This window comes from Photobacterium sp. R1 (assembly GCF_054600795.1).
Window position 1 is genome coordinate 25722 of record NZ_BAAHZP010000015.1, and the last position, 26800, is coordinate 52521.

Below are 26800 nucleotides of genomic sequence, written 5' to 3' on the forward strand. Positions count from 1 at the left end.
GGGTTCGCCAAGAACGAGAAAGCCCTGCCAACTGGCGGGGCTTTTTGTTATGGCGCAGAGCGCTGCCGTTCTGCTGCCTACTGCCCATAGGCAAAGCCTTGCCTGAGAATTATTCCGATTGGTATTACAATAAGCAGAGTGGCGTACAGCTGCCTGATTGAGTGAACGCCAGAGTGCGGAGAATAAGATGAAATTTGTAGATGAAGCGGTAATCCGGGTCGATGCCGGTGACGGCGGTAATGGTACTGTCAGCTTCCGCCGTGAAAAGTATGTTCCGAAAGGCGGTCCTGACGGTGGTGATGGCGGCGACGGTGGTGATGTTTACCTGCTGGCTGACGAAAACCTCAATACCCTGATCGATTACCGTTTCGAACGTTTTCATGCTGCGGAACGTGGCGAAAATGGCCGCGGCGGCAACTGTACCGGTAAACGCGGAAATGACTGCGTTCTGTCTGTGCCTGTCGGGACACGCGCGGTCGATGAAGAAACCGGTGAAGTCATTGCTGACCTGACGAAGCATGGTATGAAAATTATGGTGGCGAAGGGCGGATTCCACGGTCTGGGCAATACACGCTTCAAATCGTCCGTGAACCGTGCACCACGCCAGAAAACAATGGGTACCAAGGGTGAGATACGTCATCTGCGTCTGGAGCTGCTGCTGCTTGCTGACGTCGGTATGCTGGGTCTGCCGAATGCGGGTAAGTCGACCTTTATCCGTGCGGTATCTGCGGCGAAGCCAAAAGTGGCGGATTATCCGTTTACCACACTGGTACCAAGCCTGGGTGTCGTCCGTGTGGATAACGAGCGCAGTTTCGTCGTTGCGGATATTCCGGGACTGATTGAAGGTGCAGCTGACGGTGCTGGTCTGGGGATCCGTTTCCTGAAACACCTGGAACGTTGCCGGGTCCTGCTGCACATGATCGATCTGCTGCCGGCTGATGGCTCTGATCCGGTGGAGAATGCCTTCACCATCATCAATGAGCTGGAGCAGTACAGCGATAAACTGGCAAACAAGCCACGCTGGATCCTGTTCAACAAGGTGGATCTGCTGCCGGAAGATGAAGCTCAGGAAAAGATCCAGGAAGTTCTGGAAGCGCTGGCATGGGAAGACAAGTACTTCTGCATCTCGGCACTGAACCGTACCGGTACCAAACCGCTGACTTATGAGCTGATGACGCTGATCGAATCAATTCCGCAAGTGATTGTGGAAGAAGATGAAGCGGAAGAAACCAAAGTCGACTTTAAGTGGGATGATTACCACGAACAGCAGCTGAAGAAAGGCGCTGCTGAGAAAGATGACGACGATGATGACGACTGGGATGACTGGAATGAAGACGACTATGACGTCGAAATCATTTACAAGCCTTAACGAACAGTCTTTGTTGCAAAAAACCGCTCTCAGGAGCGGTTTTTTTGTGCTTCATCAAACTGATATTCTGCTCAACGGAGATAATCGGCAAGAGAGGTGACTCTCGGGAGGGAAGGCATGGAGGAAGTATCAGTGAGTGTGTTGCGGGACATTGCCCGAATCGTGGCTCAGGCCGGACAAAAGCTGCTCCAGCATGGTGCTGAATCCGCTGTGGTTGTGAATGTCAGCCAGCGGCTCGGTCTGGCCATGGGGGCTGAGGAAGTCGATATTGCCCTGACGGCTAATGCCATCGTGGTGACTGTCCGGCGTCAGGGTCATTGTATTACGACCACACGCCGATGCCGGGATCATGGGATCAACATGGCGGTGATCACCCGGATCCATCATGTGTGTATCATGGCTGAAAAAGGTCTGCTGGATCCTGCGACGCTGGCGAAGCGGCTGGATCGCATTCAGCCTCAGCGATACCCGCCGGTGCTGGTGATTGTGATGATCGGATTGTCCTGCGGGGCGTTCAGTATCCTGGCGGGCGGTGACGGGATGATTGCGGTAATCACCACCCTGGCCGCGGCAGCTGCGATGGCACTGCGGTTGTACATGGCGCAGCATCATTTCAATCCGCTGGTTACCTTTGCCGCAGCGGCATTTACCGCCACGTCTGTCTCTGCCGTAGCGCCATTATTTGGCTGGGGAAATCAGCCTTTTCTGGCGATGGCTTCTTCCGTGTTGTTACTGGTGCCCGGGTTTCCGCTGATAAATGCGGTGGCGGATATGGTCTCTGGATTTGTGAATCTGGGAATTTCCCGTTGGGTGATGGCCAGTTTGCTGACGTTAGCAACCAGTCTGGGGATTGTTGCTGCGATGAATCTGTTTCATGTCTGGGGGTGGCTGGCATGACGATATGGCAATGGGTGTACGCATTATCTGCCGATATGGCATTGGCGGCGATCCCTGCGGTCGGCTTTGCGATGGTTTTCAATGTACCGGTCCGGGCATTGAAATATTGCGCGCTGGCGGGGGCGATCGGCCATGGCTGTCGATTTGTCCTGATGCATCAGGCAATGCCGATTGAATGGGCCAGTTTTTTTGCTGCAATGCTGGTGGGCATGACCGGCATTTTGTGGTCAAGGCGTTTAGTGGCTCCGCCGCATGTCTTTACGGTTGCTGCTGTGATCCCGATGGTTCCGGGTGTGTATGCATTTAAGACAATGATTGCCTTGGTGGAAATTAATCAGCAGGGCTATAGTCAGGCTTTGTGGCAGTCGATGGTTGCAAACGGGATCACCGCTGTTTTTACAATTGCAGCGCTGGCAATCGGGCTGGCAATGCCCGGCTTAATGTTTTATCGTCGCCGACCAGTGATTTAAAAGGAGTGAGATGCGTGATCATCAGTATGGTTGCCGCGATGGCAAAGAACAGAGTGATTGGTAAAGACAATGCGATGCCCTGGCACCTGCCCGCAGACTTCGCCTGGTTTAAGAAAGTGACCATGGGGAAACCGGTTGTTATGGGACGCAAAACTTTTGAATCCATCGGCCGGCCATTGCCGGGACGGCACAATATTGTGATCAGTCGCAGCCCTGAATTTGCCGCGGCAGGGGTTACGGTAGTCAGTAGCCTTGATGCTGCAAAAACGGCCGCCGGAGACACGGATGAACTGATGATCATTGGTGGTGGCAGTGTGTATGCTGAATGTCTGCCGATGGCTGACCGCCTGTATCTGACTTTTATTGATCTCAGTGTGGCAGGCGATACCTGCTTTCCTGACTGGGGGAGCGACTGGCAGCAAAGCTACAGTGAAGCTTACCGTGCGGATGAAAAGAATGCCCATGACATGACATTTGTGGTGCTGGAGCGAAACTCGTCATCTGATTCGTGAGTCTGATCAATTCAGCTCCCGCTCTATTGGACGGGAGCTGTTTGAAGCATACTTCAGGGTGTTTTAATTCAGTTGCTCCATGGTCAGAATCTGATCATAGGAATCAACAATATTCACTGGTGGTGCCATTTTCCGAACGATTTCGGACGGTTTAAATAAATAACCGGTGCTGGAAGCAGACAGCATTTCCAGATCGTTGAAAGCATCACCAATCGAAATAATATTATTATTGTTTCGGTTGTACTTTTCGATGATCTCAATTTTTCCTTTCTTACGCGTATAGTCTGCTTTTTCAATAAACCCACTTTTATTTAGCTGAAAGTAATGGCAGTAAAGTTTGGGTTGACCGATCTTTAACCATAATGGGTAAAGCATTTGATAAAAAGCATCGGATACCAAAACAACTTTATATTTCTTTGACAGCTTATCAATAAATGATTTTGCCCCTTCCAGAGGTTCAATATCATCTACAGTTTTAATAACATCCAGCAGTGTGATCTTTTCCCGGTTCAGAATGTTAATTCTTTCCGAAACCAGTTTTTCATAATCAGGTTCTTCCCGGGTTGTTTTGGTCAGTTCCGGAATATCATATTTTTCCGCTAATAAAGGCCAAAGCTCAGGAATAAGAACACCTTCCATGTCGATACAAGCAATATTCATTGGATTAACCTACCATGGGTGAGAGGGCCAGTGAAATACCAAGGAACATTAAGATGCCGCCAATTGCCCGGTTTAAAACGATTTGTTTATTCAGCATTGCGGCACGTAATTTTTCCTGAGAAAAAAACAGGGCGACGAGGCTGAACCAGAACCAGTGGGCGAATGACATAAAGAGACCGTAAGCAATCTGCAATGTCAGCGGGGTTTCCGGGTTCACAACCTGGGTGTATGTACTCAGGACAAACAGGGTTGTTTTCGGGTTGAGTGCATTGGTGAAAAAGCCCTGACGCAGTGACTGAAAGTTCGACATAGCGGCGGTTTCAGTCAGGTCGATTGCAAGCTTCACCTTGGTACTGAACGTATTGAAGCCCAGGTAAATCAGGTAAACTGCACCCACGATTTTAATCACTGAAAACAGGATGGGCGACTTCGAAATCACCAGGCCGACACCCAGAATGGTATAGCTGACGTGAATCAGCACTCCGAGTGCGATACCAATGGCGGCCAGCATGCCTGCTTTTCTGCCATAAAGATAACTGTTTCGTGTAACCATGGCGAAATCAGCTCCCGGGCTGATGACGGCCAGAATCGTAATAATGGCAACAGCAATAAGTTCTGTCATGAGTATATTCCCTCAGTTGTTTTATTATGTTTTCTTACGATATGTAGCGACAAGCACGTCCCTGATGGTCTGTTGGTCCGGATGGTCTTGTAATATTTCACTTACGCCATGGAACAGGTTGTGGTCATTCAGTACAGCCGTATCCATCGACTTATTTAGGGAGAAGCTTGTCAGCGGGTTTTTATCCAAATCATAAATTGTGGTGACACCGCCGGATAGATTTTGATGGTTGACCATCATCATTAAAATGTAATCAACGCCGTCCCGGTGAATGCCTTCGGGGGTCGGCTTTCCGCTTATTTCACCATTGGATTCAATACGAAATTGATGCGTTTCAATGTGCCAGTCTGATTCGGGAGACATCTGGCTGAAAATCTCACAACCTAATTTCAAAATTTGATTGAAAGTATTGCTGTAGATAATGTCATCATCAATCGGTACATAATGACGCTCAACCCCGCCATTGAGGTTGTTATAATAAAGTCCCTGATAATGAGGCTGGTGTGGTTCCAAGACCCATTCGCCACTGGAGGCCGGGGAGCTCAGCGTCGCATATTTACGCTTTCTGTAGGTGCCGCCATCAGCCATATATGTATCAAGTTGTAAATGATTCCAACTGTTTTTAAATTGTGTCCAGTCATCTAACCCGTAAGGATCTCGTTTTTGAATGATGGACGACATGGTTTCACCATCAATGAAACAATAGCTTTTTTCCGTTAAACTACTGCAGATTTCTTTAATTGACACTTCAATCACCAACTTACGTCGTTATATTTGTTAAGTCATCTGGTTCATATTGTTGATGATTTCTCGTAAAATGAATATTGATTTGTTGTAATCAAAATACTTGAGAAAAAGTCACGGATATGAATCTTCCTTCCTTAAATGCTTTGCGTTTTTTTGAGGCTGCCGCGCGACATCAGAGTCTGGTGAAAGCGGCAGACGAACTGTGTGTGACGCAATCAGCGGTCAGTCGTCAGATCAAGCAACTGGAAAGTGTGCTGGGTGTGACCTTATTTGAGCGGCGAAATCGTGGCATTTTCCTCACGAAAGACGGCGTGAAATTAAGAACAGCCTGCCATGAGATGCTGGCGATTCTGAAGAATGCGCTGAAAGAGCTGAACACGGAAGGAAGTCAGGCGCCTCTCGTCGTTTCCTGTGAGCCGACCATTATGATGAAGTGGCTGATCCCCCGGCTGGCTGATTTTAAAGCGGCACATCCTGAGATTGAATTGCACCTGAGTGCGTCCGGCGGACCGATTGATTTTGTGAAAAGTCAGGCAGACATCGCCATTCGTCGCAACGATTTCAACTGGAAGCCGGATTATCATGCTGAGCCGATCGGCCCGGAGATGATGGGACCGGTCATTCTGGCTGAAAAGTTTGCCAGCGGAAAAGTACTGTCCGGTTCAGTCACAACGCTGCACACCAAAACCCGGCCAGATGCCTGGAATGAGTGGCAGCAACGAACCCAGCAGCCTGTCAACAGCAGTGATGATATGTGGTTTGAACACTTCTACATTATGCTGGAAGCGGTACACGCCGGTTCAGGTTTCGGGCTGAGTTCAATTTATATGGTCGGGAGTGACATCCGGAATGGGCAGCTGGCTGCCCCCTGCGGCTTCACACCGGATGACTCTTTTTATTACCTGCTGTCACCGCATGCGATTGAAGCGGATGAAAGGGTGGGGATTTTTCTGAATTGGTTAAGAGAAGAATTTGCCGCGACCCGGGAAGCCGTGATTGCTTCCGTTAGTGGGGCGGACTAAGGATCCAGCCGATCTTGCTGAAATAGCTGCTGATCTTCCCAGCGCAGCATGGTGAGCTGATTGCCCCAGACGCAACCGGTATCTAGTCCGATCACATGATCATCCCGGTGGCCCATCAGTGAAGCCCAGTGTCCAAAAATAACGGTTTTGCCCAGCGGTTGTGCGCGGGGAAAGTCAAACCACGAAATGAACTGTTCTGTCCCCGGTTCACCCGGCGGCAGTTTGCAGTGCATTTCCAGGCGTCCGTCCGGGTGCAGAAAACGCATCCGGGTCAGGGCGTTGATGCTGTAGCGCATCCGTTCCAGTCCGGATAACTCCGGATCCCACAAATCGGGCTCATTGCCGTACATATGGGTCAGCAGCCACAACTGATTTTCACCCTGAAGCATGCTTTCAACTTCACGGGCACAGCGGCGGGCATCTTCGAGCTGCCATTGAGGTGGGATGCCGGCATGCGCCATGACGATCGGATGGACAGCATGTTCAGCAAACAAAGGCTGGTGGCTGAGCCAGTCCAGCAGTGCATCGCTGTCATTGGCGGTCAGAATCGGATCGACACGGTCTTTGGGTTTGGCGCTGCCAATCCCGCGGGCGATAGCAAGTAAGTGCAGATCGTGGTTTCCCAGAACCGTGGTGGCATTGCTGCCCAGCGATTTTATAAGGCGCAGGGTGGAAAGGGAGTCCGGTCCCCGGGCGACAAGATCACCCGCCAGCCAGAGTTCATCTGATTTTTCACTGAAGCCAACTTGCTCCAGCAAAGTACAGAGTTCACGGTAACAGCCCTGAATGTCGCCGACCAGATAGGTTGCCATGGCAGTCCTGCTCAGTGAAGAATATTCGGAATGGCGAGGCGGAATGGCAGAATTTCTGCCGTGAATTCATTGCCGGCTTCATCAATCATGATGTAATGACCTTCCATCACGCCCAGCGGGGTTTCGATGATGGTTCCGCTGGTATAGGTATATTCATCATTGGCTGCGATCGTCGGTTGCTCACCCACAACGCCTTCACCTTCGACGACCAGCTTTTTACCATTGGCATCTGTGATCAGCCAGCGGCGGCGTAGGAGCTGTGCTGAACCCTGACCGAGATTGCAAATGGTAATGGTATAGGAAAAAACGTAGCGATCCTGTTCCGGTTCGGACTGGTCATCAATGTAGTGGGTGATGACCCGGCATTTGATGGTTGGGTTAGCTTTGTTGTTCACCTTGCTGCTTCCTTTCGATTACGACTCTGACCAGCTGCCGGACCTTTGGTCCGGCTTCCTGCTTAATGGCTGTGGTTAGCATCCAGCCAGTTCGCCATCGCCACGAATTGCTCAAGGCTCAGGTTTTCAGGTCGGGATGACGGGGTGATCCCCAGACTCTCCAGTGTCTCACTGTCCATCAGTGCTTTATAACAGTTTCGCACGGTTTTGCGGCGCTGGTTAAAACCTTCGCGAGTCACACGATCCAGCCATTTCAGGTTCGTACACGGGTGCGGCAACGTCTCATACGGCGACAGGCGTACCACCGCTGAATCGACCTTCGGTGCCGGTTTGAAGGCACTTGGCGGTACTTCCAGTACCGGCATGACTTTGCAGTAGTACTGTGCCATGACAGTCAGACGGCCATAGGCTTTGCTGCCAGGACCTGCCGCCAGACGATTAACCACTTCTTTCTGCAGCATGAAGTGCATATCTTCGATATGCTGGTGGAAGCTGAACAGGTGGAACATCAGCGGAGTCGAAATGTTGTATGGCAGGTTGCCAAAAATCCGCAGTTTGTTGTTTTCTTTGATCAGCTGTGTGAAGTCGAAACGCATGGCATCGCCTTCGTGGATCGTCAGCTTGCTGGACAGATCCGGATGGTGACGCAGACGCTCGGCCAGATCGCGGTCCAGCTCAATGACGGTGAATTTGTCGACCTGCTTGCCGACAGGCTCTGTCAGGGCGCCAAGTCCCGGACCGATTTCCACCAGGTTCTGGCCGGGTCTCGGGTTAATGGCGGCGACGATATTGTCGATGATGTAGTCGTCGTGCAAGAAGTTCTGGCCAAAGCGCTTACGGGCGCGGTGGCCTAAATGGACCTGATCACTGCTCATTGTTGTTTGTCTACCATTTCGATGGCGTGGGAAAGCGCTGTCCTGAGGCTCCCGATATCCGCCTGTCCGGTACCCGCAAGTTCCAGTGCGGTACCATGATCAACTGATGTTCTGATAAAAGGCAGCCCCAACGTGATGTTGACGGCATTACCAAAACCTTTGAATTTCAGAACTGGCAGACCCTGATCGTGATACATCGCCAGTACCGCATCAGCTTCTGCCAGATATTTATCCTGGAAGATGGTATCGGCTGGCAGTGGGCCAACCAGATCCATCCCGTCCTCTTCTCTGAGGATATTCAGTGCCGGAGTGATCACTTCGATCTCCTCCCGGCCAAGGTGTCCGCCTTCCCCGGCATGCGGGTTGAGGCCACAGACATAAATTGTAGGTTTCCGGATACCGAACTTACTGATCAGGTCAGCGTGCAGTACGCGGATCACCTGATGGATGCGATCCACAGTGATGGCTTTCGCCACGTAAGCCAGCGGAATATGCGTTGTGACCAGCGCGACCCGTAAGCCTTCGGTTGCCAGCATCATGACCACCTGGTTGGACTGAGCCTGCTGGGCGAAAAATTCCGTGTGGCCGCTGAATGACACGCCTGCACGGTTAATAATGCCCTTGTGAACCGGACCGGTAACCAGGGCGGCGAATTCGCCGTCCATGTTGCCCTCGGCGGCGTGTCTCAGGGTATCCAGTACATAGTGACCGTTCTGTTCGTCCAGTTCACCCGGCGTCACAGTGGCTTTCAGCGGATGGTCCGCAATCACCAGCGTGCCCGGACGGTGCGGTTGTGCCGGGCGGTTTGCATCATAAGGGATGATTTCCAGTGGTAAACCCAACAGGGCTGCACGTTCTGCCATCAGCCCGGTGTTGGCACAAATCACCAGCTCGTGCGGCCAGGACTGTTGTGCCAGCGCGATCACGAGATCCGGGCCAATTCCCGCCGGTTCTCCCGGCGTGATGGCAATACGTTTAACCTTGTTCATCATCATATCCTGGTTGTTCAATATAGGCGCCGGCCCGCAGTTCCTGCAGCCACGCCTGTGCTTCCTCATTAAATTTCCGGCTGAAGAGGATCCGGTAGGCACGGTTCTTCACCGCTGCATCAGTCCGGTCGACCTGGCGGCGATCCAGCACTTCTACAATGTGCCAGCCGTGTACCGTTTTGAACGGTTCACTGATGGTGCCTTTCGGCAGCGTTTCGACCTGTGCCTTGAATTCAGGGACATAAATGTCAGGCGTTTGCCAGCCCAGTTCACCGCCGTTGACGGCAGAGCCCGGATCAGCACTCAGTGCCTGAGCCGCATCAGCAAAGCTGCGCTGACCGGACAAAATGTCCTTGCGAACCTGCTCCAGCTCTTTTTTCGCTCCGTCATCACTCAGAATAACGGAGGTTTTCAGCAGGATGTGGCGGGCATTCACTTCGGTGACCGAAACAGTCTCCAGACCTTTCACATCATTGACTTTGAGAATGTGGTAACCCACACCACTGCGGAATGGCCCTATGATAGCACCTTTCCCCTGTGCATGGATCTGATCGGCGAAGATAGTCGGCATTTCTTCCGGGCTCATCCAGCCCCAGGCACCGCCCTGAAGGGCTTTCGGGCCATTCGAGGCGCTGTAGGCCAGGCTGGCGAAGTCGGCGCCTTTGTTCAGTTGGGCAACCAGATCTTTCGCTTTACGTTCAGCGGACTGGCGGTCGGTCTGGCTGGCGCCTTCCTCCAGACGGATCAGGATGTGGCTGACATTGTACTGAACACCTTCCTGCTGTTGCTGGTTGAGCTGAGTGGCCAGGTTTTCAACTTCCTGCGGCAGAATGTTGATCCGGCGGCGGACCATAATGGTACGGGCTTCACTGGCTGTCAGATCACGGCGGATCTGTTCGCGGAAGATGGCGTAGCTGATCCCGGCACCGGCCAGTTCCTGCTGGAGCTGGGCAACCGACATTTTGCGCTCTGCTGCGAGCTGGGCAATGGCGCTGTCGAGCCGGTTGTCATCAATACGGATCCCGAACTGATCGGCCTGCTGCAATTGCAGGGTTTCCATGATGAGCTTTTCCAGCACCTGATTGACCAGAATGCTGTCATCCGGCAGCGGCTGTCCCTGACGGGCGGCGTTCAGATGGACGGTTTTCAGCATGGCATCAACATCGCTTTGCAGGATCACGCTGTCGTTGACAATGGTGACTACCTTATCGAGCGGCTTCAGAGCGGCCATCGAGCCGGTCGTCAGGCCCAGAAGAGACAGGCCGAGAATTAGAGACTTCCACATTTTCATATCCGTATCCAGGGCGCTTCAATGCGCAGTTGGTATGGACGGGCCGAGGCCCGGCCAGTTAATTATTCAGGTAGAAAGGACGGCCATAGGCAATGGCATTGCCGCTGGCTGACGCTGCACCAACCGGTGAAACACCGGCCAGACCCAGCAGAGAGAACGAAATACTGAAGTTCTGCTCGTAATCCACAGGCTGGGTATTCACGTTGCTGCGTGCCACCATGTATTCGTTGTAACCCAGGGTAATCATCCAGCAGTCGGAACGATAGTTCAGCGAGATCTGACCTTCTACCATCTGATTCTCGGTCACGTCGTGATAGTAGTCACCCCGGATGCTCAGACCGGCATGGATTGGAAAACCGGTTGAGAAACCAACCTGCGAGATCCCTTCCTCGGTGTAGTTATCGATCTGATTGTTATCCGGCAGGCTCTGCTGAATGTATTGCTTCGAGACATAGCGATAATTCAGCTGGCTGAACAGACTGCCTTCCCGGTATTCAAACGCGGCATTGGCAAACTGCATGTCCTGTTCGCTGGCGTCATATTGCAGACTGCCATGGAAGAACAGCCAGTCGTTATAGTTGAAGTCCGACTCGAAAGCTGAAGCCGAGTAGTTCGGTTGAGACTCGCCTTCTTCCTGCAGATTCCGGCCGGAATCATTGAGGTAGAAAATCTGGCCGAAAGACAGGTTGAAGCGTTCCTTGTAATCATCGTCGAAGAAACGGGTGGTTGCCCCGACAGTGAACTGATTGGCCGCAGCAATTCGGTCCACGCTGGAGTAACGGCGGTCACGGAACAGGCCGTAATAATCCGTCTGCAAAATGGTGGTATCGTAAGCGCCATAGATTTGGCTCTGATCCACATCCTTCACGTACAGGTACTGCAGCTGAGGTTCAAGGCTCTGGGTATAGGCACTGCCAAACAGGTCGGCATCCCGCTCAAAGTAGAGTCCGGTCAGCATGCGCAGACTGGGCACGGTCCGGGTCGCGGTCTCATCCAGATCTTCAAGGCCGTCAACCGTCGGATCGAAGTCCTGATTGTAATAGGTGTACATCAGCTTGGCTTCGGTCGTCATCGACCACCAAGGCGTTGCAAACGGCAGCGTCAGCGACGGTTCGAGGTGAACCCGGTCTGCCGACGGCTTTTTGGCATCGTCATTTTCAAAGCGGCTGATATGGCTCAGCAAGCCAAAGTCCAGGCCGTAGCCCAGATCCGGTTCGTAGTAATTAAAGGTCAGCTGCGGCATCAGGCGGTAGTTGGATGACACCCCCGGTGTCAGCGGCTGGAAGTTCCGCACTCGCAGGGTCGAGTTCCAGTTGTAGTCCTGATAGGACACCTCGCCGGTTTGCAACAGGTTGTTGTCTTCCCGATTACCGATACCTGAGTCGACATCAGAGAAGTAGGTCACATCACTGACCTTGCTGTAATCCGCATTAAAACGCCAGTGGTCCCCATATTGACCGCTGTGGGACCAGTTGAAGGCCCAGCGCGCGTCATTGTCTTCAGCTGCACTGTCGTCCGGCAGGTATTCTCCCTTGAGACTTCCCTGACCGAGCTCTGTGAGATAGCGGAAGTCACTGTTCAGCTGGACGCCGCGGTTACTCATATACTTGGGTGTCAGGGTCAGATCGTAGTTTGGCGCGATATTCCAGTAGAACGGCGTTTCCAGTTCAAAGCCGTCCCGGGAACCGTAACTGACTGTCGGATACAGGAAACCGGTCAGGCGCTCATTGCCGACCGGCACACGCAGATAAGGCATGTAAAAAATTGGAACATCCAGCACTTCAAAGCGGGCGTTATACAGATCGGCAAACGGCGAGTCTGTCTCGCGTTCAATACTGGTGGCGGTAAACTGCCAGCTTTTATCGCCCGGCGGACAGGTTGTGTATGTCCCGTTGCGCAGGCGGTAGTAGGTCATGCCTTCTTTTTCAATCTTAGTGGCTTCCCCCCGGCCAGCCTCGCAGGTCAGGCTGTAGACGGCGTTATTGATCTCGGCGTCGTCTGTTTCCAGATTGTTATGCATACTGTCGGCGTAGACTTCGAGCGTGCCGTCGTGAAAATAGACGTTGCCTTCCGCGCTGACTGTATTCTTACGCTGGTTCATGGTGGCGACATCGGCAGCCACGGTACGGTTGGACTGGCGAATCACCACATCACCGGAGTAAGTCACGCTTTCGCCGCTTTCGGCCACGGCCTGCTCTGCAGAGATCCGGATGGGTGCATTGTTGGGATCACCCGCACTCGGATCCGGGGTCAGGCACATGCCTTTGACCAGTGCCAGTTCTTCTTCGGCAGAGGGGCTGACATCACTTTCAATGAGGGCATCATTGGCGAAAGCTGACGGGCCATATAAAGCAATGCTGATCATGGTCGCCAATAAGCTGCGGGAAGTGAATGACATTGAGATTTAATTTCCTGTGTTCATGATATAGCGCAAAGTGACACCTGGAGTGCTGAACTTTTTTGTTTGGATTTTCTCGAAAACAAGCAACAAAGGTCAACATCCCCGGGTATCCAGACCGGACCAACTGTCCCCTCCAGTAGAAGGTGGTTATGATAATGCAAATTCGTCTTTACAGCATCTGAAAGGACAGCGGTAATCAATGGACCGGATAAAATCATTATTGTTTTTTCTGCTATGATGCCGCGAGTCTTTTGGCGGTCAGAGTCTTGCGTTATGGCATGCAGGTCAAGCTGACAAGCCACTCTTTTCATAAGATTAGACGGCATACGCGGGCACAATTTAGCAAATTACCAGAGAGTATAACATGCAGGTGTTGGGCAAGATTTTAGGTGCATTTTTTGGTTTCCTCCTTGGTGGACCTATCGGTTTGTTATTAGGCATCTTTTTAGGTCATAAGTTCGATCAGGCTCGCGCCGGTGTTTATCCAGGCGGTGGATTCGGCCGTTTTTCCGGCGGTCAGGCCGATCAGCAGGCACGTCAGGCGGAGTTCTTCCATGCCGGTTTTGCGGTGATGGGCCATGTGGCCAAGGCGAAAGGGCGGGTGACACAGGAGGAAATCCGGGTCGCCAGTGCCATTATGGATCGCATGCAACTGCACGGAAATGCCCGCCGTCTGGCGCAGGAGGCATTCCGCGAAGGTAAGGCAGAAGATTTTCCGTTGCAGGAAGTGCTGGCCAGGGTACGTCAGAGTACCCTGGGACGGCTGGATCTGTTGCAGTTCTTTCTGGAGTTGCAGATTCAGGCCGCGTTTGCCGACGGCAGCCTGCATCCGAAAGAGCGTCAGCTGCTGTTTGTCATTGGCCGCGGGCTGGGCTTTTCTGAGCAGCAATTAGAGCGCCGTCTGCACATGCAGGAAGCCGCGTTTCGCTTTCAGCAGGGCGGTGGTTTCTATCGTCAGCAGTCTCAGCAGCAACAGGGCGGTTTCCGTCAGGCGCCAACCCGGGATCAGCTGGCGGATGCCTATGAACTGCTGGGGGTAGAGAAAGACGCCGGAGCCAAAGATCTCAAGCGTGCCTACCGGAAGCTGATGAACGAGCACCATCCGGACAAACTGGCGGCCAAAGGTCTGCCGCCGGAGATGATGGAGCTGGCGAAGCAGAAAGCGCAGGAACTGACAGCGGCCTATGAGCTGATCAAAAAAGAAAAAGGCTTTAAGTGATCCTCCGCGTCTCAGACGCGGTTTTGCGGATGTCCTGCAACAAAAGCTTCCAGATTTTCGGTCAGCTGGTTGGCCAGCGTCTGAATGGCAGAATCCGCGCCCCAGGCCACATGGGGCGTCAGCAGCAGGTTCGGTAAGTCTGCATGAGCCAGCAGCGGATTGGACAAATCGGCTGGCTCGGCCGTAAACACATCACAGCCGGCCCCGCCCAGATGGCCGGATTGCAGCGCGGCGACTAAATCGGTTTCGTTGACCAGCCCGCCGCGACCGGTATTGATCAGCAGACTGCCGGGTTTCATCAGTGCCAGTTCCGGTGCGGCAATCAGGTTGGTTGTTGCTTCGCTGAGCGGACAGTGCAGGGTGATCACGTCAGCCTCTTTCAGCACCTGCGTAAAAGGCAGATATCCCTCACGACATTCGCTGGCACCCTTCCGTTCGGCAAAGATCACCTTCATACCAATCGCTGATGCCAGTTTGGCGACGGCCTGTCCCAGACTGCCGCTGCCAATGATCCCCAGCGTGCTGCCTGCGACATCCCCGATCGGATGGGTGAAAAAGCAGAACTGTTGTTTTTCCTGCCAGACGCCCGCCTGAATATCCTGATGATAGGCGAACAGATTTCGCCGGAGCGCAAACAGCATCGCGATGACATGTTCCGGGACTGAGCCGGTGGCATAGCCGCGAATGTTACTGACCACAATGCCGTGCTCGCGGCAGTAATCCAGATCGATATTGTTGGTCCCGGTCGCAGCGATGGCAACCATTCTGAGCTGCGGCAACTGGCTGAGTGTCCCGGCATTTAAGACGACTTTGTTGGTGACGGCAATGGTGGCCTGTTGCAGGCGTTCGACAACTTGCGCCGGGCGGGTTGCCGGGTATTCCTGCCACTGATGGTCAAAGGCGGGGCGGGGCAACGTGATCTGGCTGGGAATGGTATCTCGGTCAAGAAAAACAATCTGTTGCATCGCACGGGCTCCTTGTGGTGATGGCTTTGGCTATGGGCGCAATGGTGTTCAGCGTGAGAATCAGCGCCAGACAGTAAACACCAGCGGGCGGATCGCTGCAAGTCTGAGGCAGCTTCAGATGGAGAGAAAACATCCCCGGGCAGACCGGGGATGGAGGCCGGTTTTCAGGCTACAGCAGGACAATCAGCACGATGGCCAGTGCAGTGATGAAAGCGGCAAAACCATAGCAGGCGATTTTTCCGGTTCGTCCGGCATGAATTTTCAGGTCGTGTAATCCGTGGTGCACCCGGTGCATCGCGTGCCACATCGGCAGGGCCAGCGTCAGGATCAGAAACGCCGCCCCGATCAGGCTGGATGCGAAGGCTTTGACCCGCTGATATTCAAAATGCTCAGCATCAAGGATACCCAGGGGCATCAGAATCCCCAGGACCAGAATGGTGACCGGCGTGACCATGGCAAACCAGGTACCGCCCGCGCCAAACAGTCCCCACCAGATCGGTTCGTCAGAACGTTTCGGTTGAGGATTGACCTTATCAGATGAATTCACAGGCATCTCCTTAGACCACAATCAGGACAATCAGGGAAATCACAGCGACCGCGGCCCACTGAGCTGCGATGACGAGCTCTTTTTTGATCACCTTGCCTTTCAGGCGGATAGGCATGACCTGCGGCATCAGCTTGAAAAAGGTTGCGGCGTGCAGCAGGCTGCCAGCCAGCGCCACGAGGTTCACCGCCACGATCACAGGATGGGCCATGAAATCCAGCCAGCCCTGCCAGGCTTCAGGCCCGGTCACCAGTGCGCACAGTCCATAGGTCAGAAACAGGGTAAACAAAACCAGCGGCAGGACCGTGGCTTCTCGCAGCATGTAAAAGCGGTAGAACGGATGGCTTTGCCACCAGTTCCGAGTCATCGGACGTACATACGGGTTGCGGTGACTCATCTGGATACCTCCGCTTTCTTCGGTGAACCATCCGGTTTGAGCATGGCAATCACAAAGTCTTTTGAGGATGCGAGTTTGCTCTGGTTGACCGCTGCGGCCGGGTCGACGTTTTTCGGGCAGACTTCGGAGCAATAGCCGACGAAGGTACAGCCCCAGGCCCCGTTGTCCCCGTTGATCAGTGGCATCCGTTCGGCTTTGCCCCGATCGCGGTTGTCGAGGTTGTAACGATGGGCCAGGGTCAGCGCGGCCGGGCCGAGAAATTGCGGATTGAGGCCAAACTGCGGGCAGGCTGCATAACACAGGCCGCAGTTGATGCACCCAGCGAACTGCTTATAGATATCCATTTGTGCCGGGGTCTGCAGGTTCGTCCCGTCCTCTGGTGTCCGGTCGTTGCCGATAAGGTAAGGTTTGATAGCCTCCAGACGTTCAATGAAAGGTGTCATGTCAACGACCAGATCTTTCTCGATCGGGAAGTTGGCCAGTGGTTCAATGGTCACCCCATCCGGGTAATCACGCAGGAAGCTTTTACAGGCCAGTTTCGGGACCCCATTGACCATCACACCACATGAGCCACAGATTGCCATCCGACAGGAGCAGCGGTAGGTCAGGTGCTTGTCGAGATGGTCCTTCACATGATTGAGTGCATCCAGTACGGACATGGTCTCGTCAAAGGGGACGCTGAAAGACTGCATGTGCGGCTCAGTGTCCTGCTCCGGGTCGTAACGCAGAATGGCGACGTTTTGGATACGGTTGGCTGTCATTCGGGGTGCTCCTCTGCTTTGGACGCGTCTGCGGCAGCTTTTTCAGCGGCTTCGCCGTACAGCCGGGCTTTGGGCTGGGACTTGGTGATGGTGACATCGCTGTAATCAATGACGGGGGCACCCCCTTCGTTGTAAAAGGCCAGCGTGTGCTTCAGGAAATTGGCATCATCCCGTTCGGTGCAACCGGCGTCGAGGCGCTGGTGGGCGCCGCGGGATTCCCGGCGCAGCATGGCTGAGTGGACCATAGCTTCCGCCACATCCAGCCCGTAGCCGATTTCAATGGCATAGAGCAGATCGGTGTTAAACACCTTGCCTTTGTCGTGAATGCTGATGCGCTTGTAGCGTGCTTTCAGCTCGGTCAGTTTATCCATGGTTTGCTGCATCAGATCGGCCTGACGGTAGATACCGCAACCGGCTTCCATGGCGTGTCCCATTTCGGTGCGGATTTCGGCCCAGTTTTCGTCGCCTTCCTGATGCATCAGGGCTTCAATCCGTGCGGCAGCCGCTTCGGCCTGGGTTTCAATTGCGGTGTCATTCCAGCCCCGGAATCCGGCGGCGTGTCTGGCGGCGTGTTCACCGGCGACGCGGCCAAAGACCACGAACTCTGCCAGAGAGTTGGAACCCAAACGGTTGGCGCCGTGCAGCCCGACCGAGGCACATTCGCCGACGGCAAACAGGCCGCTGATACGGGTTTCGCAGGTGGCATCAGTCTCGATACCACCCATGGTGTAGTGGACGGTCGGGCGGATCGGGATCGGTTCTTTGGCCGGGTCGACATTGACGTAGGCTTTCGCCAGCTCGCAGATAAAGGGCAGGCGCTCGTTCAGGTAGTCTTCTCCCAGATGGCGAAGGTCCAGATGTACCACATCGCCCAGCGGATGGTCGATGGTGTTGCCTTTCTGCTGTTCATGCCAGAAAGCCTGCGACACTTTGTCCCGCGGGCCCAGCTCCATGTATTTGTTTTTCGGCTGACCGACCGGGGTTTCCGGCCCCATGCCGTAATCCTGCAGGTAACGGTAACCGTGTTTATTGACGATAATGCCGCCCTCGCCGCGGCAGCCTTCGGTCATCAGAATCCCGGTGCCCGGCAGGCCGGTCGGGTGGTACTGGACGAACTCCATATCCCGCAGCGGAATGCCATGACGGTAGGCCATGGCCATGCCGTCCCCGGTGACAATGCCGCCGTTGGTGTTGCAGTGATATACCCGGCCGGCACCACCTGTTGCCAGAACCACAGATTTCGCCCTGATGGTGACCAGTTCGCCTTCAGCCATGTGAATTGCGACCAGTCCCTGGATTTGCCCGTCGTCGACCAGCAGATCGAGCACGAAGAACTCATCAAAGCGCTTGATGTTGGTGTATTTCATGGAGGTCTGGAACAGGGTGTGCAGCATGTGGAAGCCGGTCTTGTCGGCTGCGAACCAGGTGCGCTCGACTTTCATGCCGCCAAAGCGGCGCACGTTCACTTCGCCGTTTTCCTTGCGGCTCCACGGGCAGCCCCACAGCTCCATCTGAATCATTTCGCGCGTTGCGTTTTTGACAAAATATTCAACAACGTCCTGTTCGCACAGCCAGTCGCCGCCACTCACGGTATCGTTGAAGTGGTTGTCCAGGCTGTCTTCTTCCTTGATCACTGCGGCCGAGCCGCCTTCTGCTGCCACGGTATGCGAACGCATCGGATAGACTTTGGAGATCAGGGCGATTTCCAACTCCGGATTGCTCTCTGCGGCTGCAATTGCGGTGCGAAGGCCGGCGCCACCGGCGCCGATGACTGCGATATCTGTGGTGATGGTCTTCACAGTTATCCTCCAGTAAATAATGCGGGTATCCGCTGGTGATTGAGTACGCCGACGCCGAGGGCGTCTGAACTGTACCGACAGTGTAGAAGAGCAATCAGAGGGAGGAATTGATTTGATTAGGGTTTTGCTTCGATATTGCGAGGTGTTGCATTGAATGTGACGGGGCTAACGGTAAAGCGCCAGAGGTATTCAATCAATCTGGCCCGTCTGTTCGCAGCTGTTGTATTGATGCGGGGGAGACAGCGCAGTTGCTTGCGGGCGAGCTATTCGGCTTTGTTCAAGCCGAATAGTTTGAGTTGTGACAGGCTCAGATAGTGCGTTCAGGCGCGTCCGGGAAGAAATCGCACGGCGCAAACTGATGCTGAGGCTCACCGGTATACGGATGGAAAAAGCTCAGCTCTGCCGCATGAAGTTGCAGGCGGGGTGCCAGCGCTTCGGCGGCTTCATGGGCGTAAAACTCATCACCCAGGATCGGGTGACCCAGCGCCTGCATATGGACACGCAGCTGGTGGGAACGACCGGTGATTGGGCGGAGTCTGACCAGACTGGTCTGGCCGTCACTTTCCAGCACTTCGTAATGGGTGACGGACGGTTTACCGTCATCAAAGCACACTTTCTGTTTCGGACGATTCGGCCAGTCGCAGATCAGCGGTAAATCCACCGTGCCGCTCTGTGGCTCCGGCGTCCCCCACACCCGGGCGTAATAGACTTTCTCAGTCTGACGCTCGCGGAACTGGGCCTTGAGATGGCGTTCGGCATCCTTGTTCAAAGCCAATACGATCAGGCCAGAGGTTGCCATGTCCAGACGGTGGACAATCTGCGACTTCGGGTGGTCTGCCAGTACCCGGCTGAACACACTGTCGGCATGAGCCGGATCGCGGCCCGGATTGGACAGCAGGCCGGACGGCTTATTCACGGCAATAATGTCGCGATCGATGTAGAGAACATCCAGCCAGGGATTAGTTGGCGGGTTATAGGCCATCGGCGGTAAGGATTTCATGCTCGGGTCATCTCAGGGTTATCGACGTTGCGGCGGGATGGTATCACAGGGCGGCAGACACTGCCTACCGCCCTGAAGGCTGGCCAGGTTCGGCCAGTCAGATTAGTTATGACTGACGGCGATCAGGCGCAGCGAATCCAGCTGAATCTGGGCTTTGCTGATGTAAGCGGTCAGATCCTGAATCTGGCTTTGCAGCAGGTCCAGTTCGTCATCACGGATATTCGGGTTCACCGCTTTCAGCGCCTGCAAACGGGCCAGCTCAGCGCCGAGCGTCACTTCCATCTCCTGGCGGGCCGCCTGGCGGACTTTGTCCAGCTCAGGGTCGACCAGTTGGTCACCCGCCGCAATCAGGGCGTGGATTTCCTTCTGGACCGAGTTGACCAGCTTGCTGCCGAGGTGACGGTTGACTGGGCTCAGCTGACGGTTGAAGCCTTCAAATTCCACCTTGTCGGACAGGTTGTTGCCCTTGGCATCCAGAAGAATGCGGATTGGCGTGTGCGGCAGGAAGCGGCCGATTCCGGATTGTTTCGGAGCCTGCGCATCCACCACATACACCAGTTCCAGCAGCAATGTCCCGGCCGGCAGGGCTTTGTTTTTCAGCAGGGATACCGCTGTGGTCCCCACGCCTTCTGACAGTAGCAGGTCGATCCCGCCCTGAATCATCGGGTGTTCCCAGCTGATAAAGTGCATGTCTTCGCGCGACAGTGCGGTATCACGGTCGAACGTAATGGTGCAGCCGTCCTGCGGCAGTCCCGGGAAGCTGGAGACCAGCATGTGCTCGGACGGTGTGATCACCAGGGCATTTTCACCGCGGTCATCCTGATTCAGACCGATGGTGTCAAACAGACCCAGTGCGAACGTCACCAGATTGGTGTCGCCGTCTTTGGCGGCAATCTTGCTGACCAGTTCACGGGCAGCTTCGCCCCCGTTGGAATGGAATTCCAGCAGGCGGTCGCGGCCCTGTTCCATCTTGCTTTTCAGTTCGCTGTGCAGGCGGGCACTGTCGGTAATCAGCGCTTCCAGTGCTTCCGGACTGTGGTTATCGCTGGCCAGCAGGCTGATCAGCTGCGGTTGCACGGCTTCGTACACGGCACGACCGGTCGGACAGGTTTCCTCAAAGGCGTTCAGGCCTTCGTTATACCAGTGCGCCAGCAGCGCCTGCGAAGTGCCCTGCAGATGCGGCACATGAATCTCGATATCGCGCAGCTGACCAATCCGGTCCAGACGACCGATTCGCTGCTCCAGCAGATCCGGGTTGTTCGGCAGATCGAACATCACCAGCTGGTTGGCAAACTGGAAGTTCCGGCCTTCAGAGCCGATTTCAGAACACAGCAGCACCTGAGCGCCGTCTTCGGCCTGGGCGAAGTAAGCCGCTGCCTTGTCACGCTCCAGAATTGACATGCCCTCATGGAATACGGTGGCACGAATGCCTTCTTTTTCCCGCAGTGCCTGCTCCAGATTCAGCGCGGTCTGCGCTCGGGAGCAGATCACCAGCACTTTTTCGTTGCGGTTGGCTTTGAGGAAATCCAGCAGCCAGGTCACGCGGGGATCGAAGTTCCACCAGGTGGCTGCATCGCCTTCAAATTCCTGATAAATATCTTCCGGATACAGCAACTTGAGGACTTTTTCCTCTTCGCTGATCTTGCCCATCATCATGCCCGCGACGCGCATCGCCGTGCTGTACTGAGACGGCATCGCCAGCGGATACAGATTCAGGTGACGCTGCGGGAAGCCCTGCACGGCGGCACGGGTATTCCGGAACAGCACGCGGCCGGTGCCGTGGCGGTCCATCAGGCTGTCGATCAGTTCCTGACGGGCGGCGGCCTGAGCGGTTTCATCGCTGTCTGAAGTCAGTGTTTCCAGCAGCGGAGCGATGTCCTGCTCCGGCAGCAGGCTGATCAGCGCCTGGCGGGTGTGGTCATCCAGTGCCTTTCCGGCCAGCAGCTCGGAAACTGCATCAGCGACCGGGGCATACTGGCGCTCTTCTTCCAGAAACGCGTCGTAATCGTAGAAGCGATCCGGGTCGAGCAGGCGCAGACGGGCAAAGTGACTCTGATGGCCCAGCTGGTCCGGGGTTGCCGTCAGCAGCAGGCAGCCCGGCGTTTTCTCAGCCAGCGCTTCAACGACCTGATATTCACGGCTCGGTTTGTCTTCGCTCCACACCAGATGGTGCGCTTCATCGACCACCAGCAGATCCCAGTCGGCTTCCAGAGCCTGTTCAAAGCGACGTTTGCTCTTGCGCAGGAAATCCAGTGAGCACAGCACATATTGGGCAGTATCAAACGGGTTGTGTGCATCCGCAAAGGATTCGACGCAGCGCTCTTCGTCAAAGATAGAGAAATGCAGGTTGAAGCGGCGCATCATCTCCACCAGCCACTGGTGCTGCAGGGTTTCCGGCACCAGGATCAGAATCCGTTCGGCACGGCCGGCCAGCACCTGCTGGTGGATGATCATCCCGGCCTCGATGGTTTTACCCAGACCGACTTCATCCGCCAGCAGGACGCGCGGTGCAAAACGGCGGCCGACTTCATGGGCAATGAACAACTGATGTGGGATCAGTCCGGCACGCATACCGCACAGGCCACGCAACGGACTTTTGTGTTGTTCGTGCTGGTTTTTCAGCGCACGGTAGCGCAGTGCGAAACGGTCCATGCGGTCAATCTGACCGGCGAACAGCTTATCCTGAGGCTTGTTAAAACGGATCTGATTGCTGAGGAAAACTTCACGCAGCGTGACATTTTCTTCTCCGGTGTCCGTGCGGGTGCCGATATAGGTCAGCATGCCCTGTTGTTCTTCCACCTGCGCTACCTTGAGTGACCAGCCCTCCTGGCTTTCAGCCAGATCGCCGGTGTTAAACATCACACGGGTGACAGGGGCATCATGACGGGCGTAAACGCGATTCTCTTCACTGGCGGCAAACATCAGGGTGACGGTACGTGCATCCAGCGCGACCACAGTTCCTAACCCTAAATCACTTTCCGTGTCACTGATCCAGCGTTGACCCAAAGCAAATGGCATAGTGGAAAAAACCTTCTAATTATTTGAAATACTGGGGAGTTGCTTTCCGGTGGCGGTTTATATTTTGGCTACACTGAAATTAAGTGTAAGCCAGAAATCGCACCAGAAAAAAGGGGGCTAATGGTACTGCATGATGGGAGCGAGGTCACGAGCTAAGTGAGACTCTTATCGAGTGAGAAAATTGTCACAATATTTTCATTTTTTGCGGTCATTAATGGGATGCGGGTTTACGCTTAATAATGATAGCCGAGACCAATGGCTATCCCAGATGATCAAGGAGACGTCTATGGACGATGCTGATAGGAAAGTCTTTGTACTTGATACCAACATCCTGTTACATGAACCCCTCGCCATCTACTCCTTCAAAGAGCACGACGTTGTGATTCCCATGACGGTCCTGGAAGAACTCGACCGGATCAAAGACAGCAAACGGGATGTTGCCCGGGATGCCCGGGTCGCGATTCGCGCGCTGGAAGATATTTTTCATGATGCAACGCCGGAACAGATCTCTGCCGGTATTCCGCTCACGCGAGACGGTGAACATCAGGGTCGGATCGCAATTTTTGCTGACTATGAGATTCACGAAACGGTGCATGCGTTTGCGGATAAAGCCGGTGACAACCGGATTCTGAATGGGGTGCTCTACTTGCAGCATCACTATGCTCCCCGGGAAGTGGTGCTGATCACCAAAGACATTAATATGCGTCTGCGTGCCAAAGGGGCCGGGGTGTTTAATGTCGATGATTACCGTTCCGACCAGCTGATTGACGACGTCAGTCTGCTGACCAAAGGGTTCCACCGCTATCCGGGCAGTTTCTGGGAGCGGGTGGGAGAATGTCACTCTGAAAAACGCGGCCGCTCAACCCTGCACAAGCTGCCGCAGGAATTGTTTGATTCACCTTTTGTCAATCAGTACCTGATTGATCAGGACACGGATTTTGCCGCCCGGATCCAGGAACTTGACGGGGAAAACGTCACTCTGAAAGATCTGGGGCATGAGCGGTTGATGCACCGTCAGGCCTGGGGGATTCATCCGAAGAATATTTATCAGGGCATGGCGCTCGATGCGCTGCTCGATCCGGATATTGATCTGGTGATCCTGACCGGCCCGGCCGGCTGTGGTAAGACGATCCTGGCGATGGCGGCTGCGCTGGAGCAGGTGATTGAAAAAGGGATGTATGACAAGATTATCGTGACCCGGAATACCCCGGATATCGCCGAATCCATCGGTTTCCTGCCGGGGACGGAAGAAGAGAAGATGATGCCCTGGCTGGCCGCAGTGACAGATACCATGGAAGCACTGCACAAGCATGATGTCTGCACCGACGGCTCGATGAAATACATTTTCGAAAAAGCCAACATCCAGTTCAAATCGATTAACTTTATGCGCGGCCGCTCGATTCAGAACGCCTTTGTGTTGCTGGATGAGTGTCAGAACCTGACCGCGTCGCAAATCAAGACCATCATCACCCGGTGTGGTGAGGGCACCAAGCTGGTCTGTTCCGGTAACCTGGCACAGATCGATTCTACGTACCTGTCGCCTGTGACATCAGGCCTGACCTATATCGTTGAACGATTTAAGGATTTTGAAGGCAGTGCCAACATTTATCTGAATGGCGTGGTCCGCAGCCGTCTGGCGGAATTTGCGGAAGAAAACCTGTAATCACAGGGCGTGTGATCTGCCGGAGTACTCAGCGCCCCAGATATTTTCTTAACCCATCATCTGATGCCTCACTCAGCACCTGCTGGGTGGGGCCACACACCTGAATGCGACCCTGATCGACAAAGGCGCAATGGTCGGCGATCTTCATGGCGTCATCCGGGCTGTGGGTGATCATCAGCACCGTGATCCCGGCTTCTTTCGCCAGACCGGCAACCAGATCCAGCATTTCCTGCCGCAGCGCCGGATCCAGGGCGGAAAAAGGCTCGTCCAGTAGCAGCAGCGGGCGGTGGCGCACCAGGCAGCGAGCCAGTGCGACCCGTTGTTTCTGGCCGCCGGAAAGCTGCTCCGGCAGGCGATCCAGATACGGGCCGATCCCCACCCGCTGGGCAGCCATTTGAACCTGCACTTTCTCTGCGGCGCTGAGCTTGAGGCCGGGATGGATCCCCAGCGCAATGTTGTCGAACACACTCAGGTGCGGAAACAGGTTGTGATCCTGAAACAGGATCGACAGCGGTCGCTCTGCCGGTGATTGCCGGTCAATTTTTTCACCGTCGATATAAAGCTCGCCACTGTCGGGTTTGAGGAATCCGGCAATCATCGCCAGCAGGGTACTTTTGCCAGCCCCGCTGGGGCCGATTACGGCCAGGATGTCGCCTTTATCGACGTTGAGATCGAAGCTCAGCGTCATGGATTCCTGATGACCATGGCGGTAGCAGTGACAGAGTTGGGACAGGGTCAGCATCGGGGCAGTCATAGGTTATCCATGTGAAGCGTGAACGGAGGAAGCATCGCGGGATAAGAGCAGGCGCTCCACCGCAGTAAAAATTCCCAGGCTGAGCAGCAGCAGGAATAATGCGGCTACGGCGGCAGCATCCATCTGATAGCTGTCCATCAGCTGGAACAGGTAGAGCGGCAGCGTCTGAAAATCCTGACTGCCGAACAGGGCAATGGCCCCGAGATCGCCCAGTGACAGGACAAAGCTGATTGCCATCGCCTGAGCGACTGGTTTGCGCAGCGCCCGCCATTCCACCAGATACAACCGGGACAGGCCGCGCATGCCCAGACTCTGACACAGCGGGTTGTACTGCTGGGCCAGATGCAGCATGGGCTGACTCAGGGTCTTGATGACATAAGGCAGCGCCATCAGGGCATTGACGGCGACCACCACCCAGAAAGCCGAGGAAAAGACATCGGTGAACTCGCGCAGTAACAGAAACAGCCCGGTGCTGATCACCAGGCTCGGCGTGACCAGAATGATGGTGCCGATCAGCTCCAGGCCATCGGCTGAGGCTTTGTAATGCTGCAAACGCCAGAACCGGCTGGCACAGAGAATGGCAATCCCGCCGATCAGGGCCAGCAGGCAGGCCAGTGCGGCGATTTGCAGCGAGTGGCTGACGGCCTGCCAGAGTGCAGGCGTACTGAGTAAGCCGGGCAGTTTGCTGTTGATGCCTGCACTCAGCACGGCCAGCATCGGCGGTATCACCAGCAGCAGCACGGCACCGATCCAGAATCCATCCCAGCATCGGGCCGCCCGGCTGTCGAGATAGTTCGGGTGGCCCTGCTGCACCCGGCCGGTAAGGGTCGACAGTGGCCGGGCAAAGCGCTGACTCACGAGGACCAGCGAGCAGCACAGCAGCATCTGCCACAGCGCCAGCATGGCACCGGCCGCTAAATCAAAGTCATATCGCAGCGCCTGATAAATGGCCAGCTCGATGGTGGTTGCTTTCGGGCCGCCGCCCAGAGACATGATGACGGCAAAACTGGTGAAACAGAGCATGAAGACCAGACCTGCCACCTGCGGCAGTTGCTGACGCAGCCGCGGCCAGGCGACCAGCCGGAACAGCGGCCAGCCTCGCATCCCTAAGTGTGCGGCGAGCTGATGCTGTTCGGCGGGAATGCCTTCCAGACTTTGCAGCAGCAACCGGCTGGCCAGCGGCAGGTTAAGAAAAACATGGGCCAGCAGAATGCCGTTCAGGCCATAAAGACTGAAAGGCAGTTTCATCTCCAGCGTCGCCAGCCACTGGGCCAGCAGGCCGCTGTTGCCATAAATGGCCAGCAGGCCGAACACGGCGACCAGAACCGGCAGAACGACGGTCATGGCGAACAGGCGCAGCAGCAGCGCCCGGCCGGGAAAACGGCGGCGTGACAGGGCATAAGCGACTGGGATGGCCGGGAGCACGCTCAGCAGCGTCGATAGAATGGCCTGCTGAAAACTGAATGCAGTAACATGGCGCAGGTAAGGATCCTGCCAGAGCGCCAGCGGCCGGATGTCGGTCGCCTGCGTCAGCAGAGCGCTGAGCGCTCCGCCGACCAGGATCAGAATGAGCCCGGCACTCAGCAGGCCGGGCAGGCTGGAACGGGAAAGTAACAAC

At 54.9% G+C, this 26800-nt stretch carries 25 protein-coding genes; 7 read left to right on the forward strand and 18 right to left on the reverse strand.

Annotated features, from left to right (window positions below; translation table 11 throughout):
• Window positions 1–187: 187 nt before the first annotated feature.
• From cgtA to folA, 4 genes are all read left to right on the forward strand, one after another.
• Window positions 188–1369, forward strand: a complete 1182-nt coding sequence (gene cgtA, locus ACYP03_RS19910; RefSeq protein ID WP_248141562.1) for an Obg family GTPase CgtA — start codon at window positions 188–190, stop codon at window positions 1367–1369.
• 117 nt (window positions 1370–1486) lie between these two features.
• Window positions 1487–2266: a threonine/serine exporter family protein gene (locus ACYP03_RS19915; RefSeq protein ID WP_248141559.1), complete on the forward strand. Its 780-nt coding sequence runs from the start codon at window positions 1487–1489 to the stop codon at window positions 2264–2266.
• On the forward strand, window positions 2263–2736 hold the full coding sequence (locus ACYP03_RS19920) for a threonine/serine exporter family protein (protein WP_459781867.1): 474 nt from the start codon (window positions 2263–2265) through the stop codon (window positions 2734–2736). Before ACYP03_RS19915 ends, ACYP03_RS19920 begins: the two co-directional genes overlap by 4 nt.
• Window positions 2737–2750: 14 nt before the next feature.
• Window positions 2751–3248 (forward strand): type 3 dihydrofolate reductase, encoded by a 498-nt coding sequence (gene folA, locus ACYP03_RS19925; protein WP_330960392.1) that lies wholly within the window; start codon window positions 2751–2753, stop codon window positions 3246–3248.
• Window positions 3249–3311: 63 nt separating this feature from the next.
• On the opposite strand, the gene thrH is transcribed toward folA, so the two are convergent.
• From thrH to ACYP03_RS19940, 3 genes are read right to left on the reverse strand one after another with little or no spacing between them, the layout of a single operon-like run.
• Window positions 3312–3908, reverse strand: a complete 597-nt coding sequence (gene thrH / locus ACYP03_RS19930) for a bifunctional phosphoserine phosphatase/homoserine phosphotransferase ThrH (protein ID WP_248141554.1) — start codon at window positions 3906–3908, stop codon at window positions 3312–3314.
• Between the two features lie 4 nt (window positions 3909–3912).
• A complete protein-coding gene (locus ACYP03_RS19935; RefSeq protein WP_248141553.1) occupies window positions 3913–4530 on the reverse strand; it encodes a LysE family translocator in 618 nt (205 codons plus the stop codon).
• A 24-nt stretch (window positions 4531–4554) separates the two neighbouring features.
• Window positions 4555–5277, reverse strand: coding sequence for a 2OG-Fe dioxygenase family protein (locus tag ACYP03_RS19940; protein WP_459781868.1), 723 nt, complete (start codon window positions 5275–5277; stop codon window positions 4555–4557).
• Window positions 5278–5396: 119 nt separating this feature from the next.
• On the opposite strand from ACYP03_RS19940, the gene ACYP03_RS19945 reads away from it, so the two are divergent.
• Window positions 5397–6299: a LysR family transcriptional regulator gene (locus tag ACYP03_RS19945; RefSeq protein WP_459781869.1), complete on the forward strand. Its 903-nt coding sequence runs from the start codon at window positions 5397–5399 to the stop codon at window positions 6297–6299.
• Here ACYP03_RS19945 and ACYP03_RS19950 read toward each other — a convergent pair.
• From ACYP03_RS19950 to lptD, 6 genes are all read right to left on the reverse strand, one after another.
• Complete coding sequence (locus ACYP03_RS19950) at window positions 6296–7111, reverse strand: symmetrical bis(5'-nucleosyl)-tetraphosphatase (protein WP_459781870.1); 816 nt, start codon at window positions 7109–7111, stop codon at window positions 6296–6298. The two genes, ACYP03_RS19945 and ACYP03_RS19950, sit on opposite strands and share 4 nt — an antisense overlap.
• Window positions 7112–7122: 11 nt before the next feature.
• Entirely contained in the window at window positions 7123–7506 is a 384-nt protein-coding gene (gene apaG, locus ACYP03_RS19955; RefSeq protein ID WP_459781871.1) for a Co2+/Mg2+ efflux protein ApaG, read from the reverse strand.
• Between the two features lie 62 nt (window positions 7507–7568).
• A complete protein-coding gene (gene rsmA, locus ACYP03_RS19960) occupies window positions 7569–8381 on the reverse strand; it encodes a 16S rRNA (adenine(1518)-N(6)/adenine(1519)-N(6))-dimethyltransferase RsmA (RefSeq protein ID WP_248141548.1) in 813 nt (270 codons plus the stop codon).
• Window positions 8378–9370, reverse strand: coding sequence for a 4-hydroxythreonine-4-phosphate dehydrogenase PdxA (gene pdxA, locus ACYP03_RS19965; RefSeq protein ID WP_459781872.1), 993 nt, complete (start codon window positions 9368–9370; stop codon window positions 8378–8380). The genes rsmA and pdxA overlap by 4 nt, the downstream gene beginning before the upstream one ends.
• A complete protein-coding gene (gene surA, locus ACYP03_RS19970; protein WP_330960396.1) occupies window positions 9357–10661 on the reverse strand; it encodes a peptidylprolyl isomerase SurA in 1305 nt (434 codons plus the stop codon). The genes pdxA and surA overlap by 14 nt, the downstream gene beginning before the upstream one ends.
• 58 nt (window positions 10662–10719) lie before the next feature.
• Window positions 10720–13059 (reverse strand): LPS assembly protein LptD, encoded by a 2340-nt coding sequence (gene lptD, locus ACYP03_RS19975; protein WP_459781873.1) that lies wholly within the window; start codon window positions 13057–13059, stop codon window positions 10720–10722.
• 367 nt (window positions 13060–13426) lie between these two features.
• Between lptD and djlA the strand changes: the two genes are divergently transcribed.
• Window positions 13427–14281, forward strand: a complete 855-nt coding sequence (gene djlA / locus ACYP03_RS19980; protein ID WP_459781875.1) for a co-chaperone DjlA — start codon at window positions 13427–13429, stop codon at window positions 14279–14281.
• Between the two features lie 11 nt (window positions 14282–14292).
• On the opposite strand, the gene ACYP03_RS19985 is transcribed toward djlA, so the two are convergent.
• The 7 genes from ACYP03_RS19985 to rapA form a co-directional block, all read right to left on the reverse strand.
• Window positions 14293–15246, reverse strand: a complete 954-nt coding sequence (locus tag ACYP03_RS19985) for a D-2-hydroxyacid dehydrogenase (RefSeq protein ID WP_459781877.1) — start codon at window positions 15244–15246, stop codon at window positions 14293–14295.
• A gap of 169 nt (window positions 15247–15415) precedes the next feature.
• Window positions 15416–15799 (reverse strand): fumarate reductase subunit FrdD, encoded by a 384-nt coding sequence (frdD, locus tag ACYP03_RS19990; protein WP_459781879.1) that lies wholly within the window; start codon window positions 15797–15799, stop codon window positions 15416–15418.
• Between the two features lie 4 nt (window positions 15800–15803).
• The gene (gene frdC, locus ACYP03_RS19995; protein ID WP_459781881.1) at window positions 15804–16187 is read right to left on the reverse strand and encodes a fumarate reductase subunit FrdC; all 384 of its coding nucleotides are present in this window, start codon (window positions 16185–16187) and stop codon (window positions 15804–15806) included.
• On the reverse strand, window positions 16184–16948 hold the full coding sequence (locus ACYP03_RS20000; protein ID WP_248141540.1) for a succinate dehydrogenase/fumarate reductase iron-sulfur subunit: 765 nt from the start codon (window positions 16946–16948) through the stop codon (window positions 16184–16186). Before ACYP03_RS20000 ends, frdC begins: the two co-directional genes overlap by 4 nt.
• A complete protein-coding gene (frdA, locus tag ACYP03_RS20005) occupies window positions 16945–18747 on the reverse strand; it encodes a fumarate reductase (quinol) flavoprotein subunit (protein WP_459781882.1) in 1803 nt (600 codons plus the stop codon). Before frdA ends, ACYP03_RS20000 begins: the two co-directional genes overlap by 4 nt.
• A 307-nt stretch (window positions 18748–19054) precedes the next feature.
• Window positions 19055–19747, reverse strand: coding sequence for a bifunctional tRNA pseudouridine(32) synthase/23S rRNA pseudouridine(746) synthase RluA (gene rluA, locus ACYP03_RS20010; RefSeq protein ID WP_459781883.1), 693 nt, complete (start codon window positions 19745–19747; stop codon window positions 19055–19057).
• Between the two features lie 102 nt (window positions 19748–19849).
• Window positions 19850–22765, reverse strand: coding sequence for an RNA polymerase-associated protein RapA (gene rapA, locus ACYP03_RS20015; protein WP_459781884.1), 2916 nt, complete (start codon window positions 22763–22765; stop codon window positions 19850–19852).
• A 286-nt stretch (window positions 22766–23051) separates the two neighbouring features.
• On the opposite strand from rapA, the gene ACYP03_RS20020 reads away from it, so the two are divergent.
• The gene (locus ACYP03_RS20020) at window positions 23052–24428 is read left to right on the forward strand and encodes a PhoH family protein (RefSeq protein ID WP_248141536.1); all 1377 of its coding nucleotides are present in this window, start codon (window positions 23052–23054) and stop codon (window positions 24426–24428) included.
• A 28-nt stretch (window positions 24429–24456) separates the two neighbouring features.
• On the opposite strand, the gene thiQ is transcribed toward ACYP03_RS20020, so the two are convergent.
• Window positions 24457–25170 (reverse strand): thiamine ABC transporter ATP-binding protein, encoded by a 714-nt coding sequence (thiQ, locus tag ACYP03_RS20025; protein ID WP_248141725.1) that lies wholly within the window; start codon window positions 25168–25170, stop codon window positions 24457–24459.
• A 15-nt stretch (window positions 25171–25185) separates the two neighbouring features.
• Entirely contained in the window at window positions 25186–26799 is a 1614-nt protein-coding gene (thiP, locus tag ACYP03_RS20030) for a thiamine/thiamine pyrophosphate ABC transporter permease ThiP (protein WP_248141535.1), read from the reverse strand.
• Window position 26800: the final 1 nt, after the last annotated feature.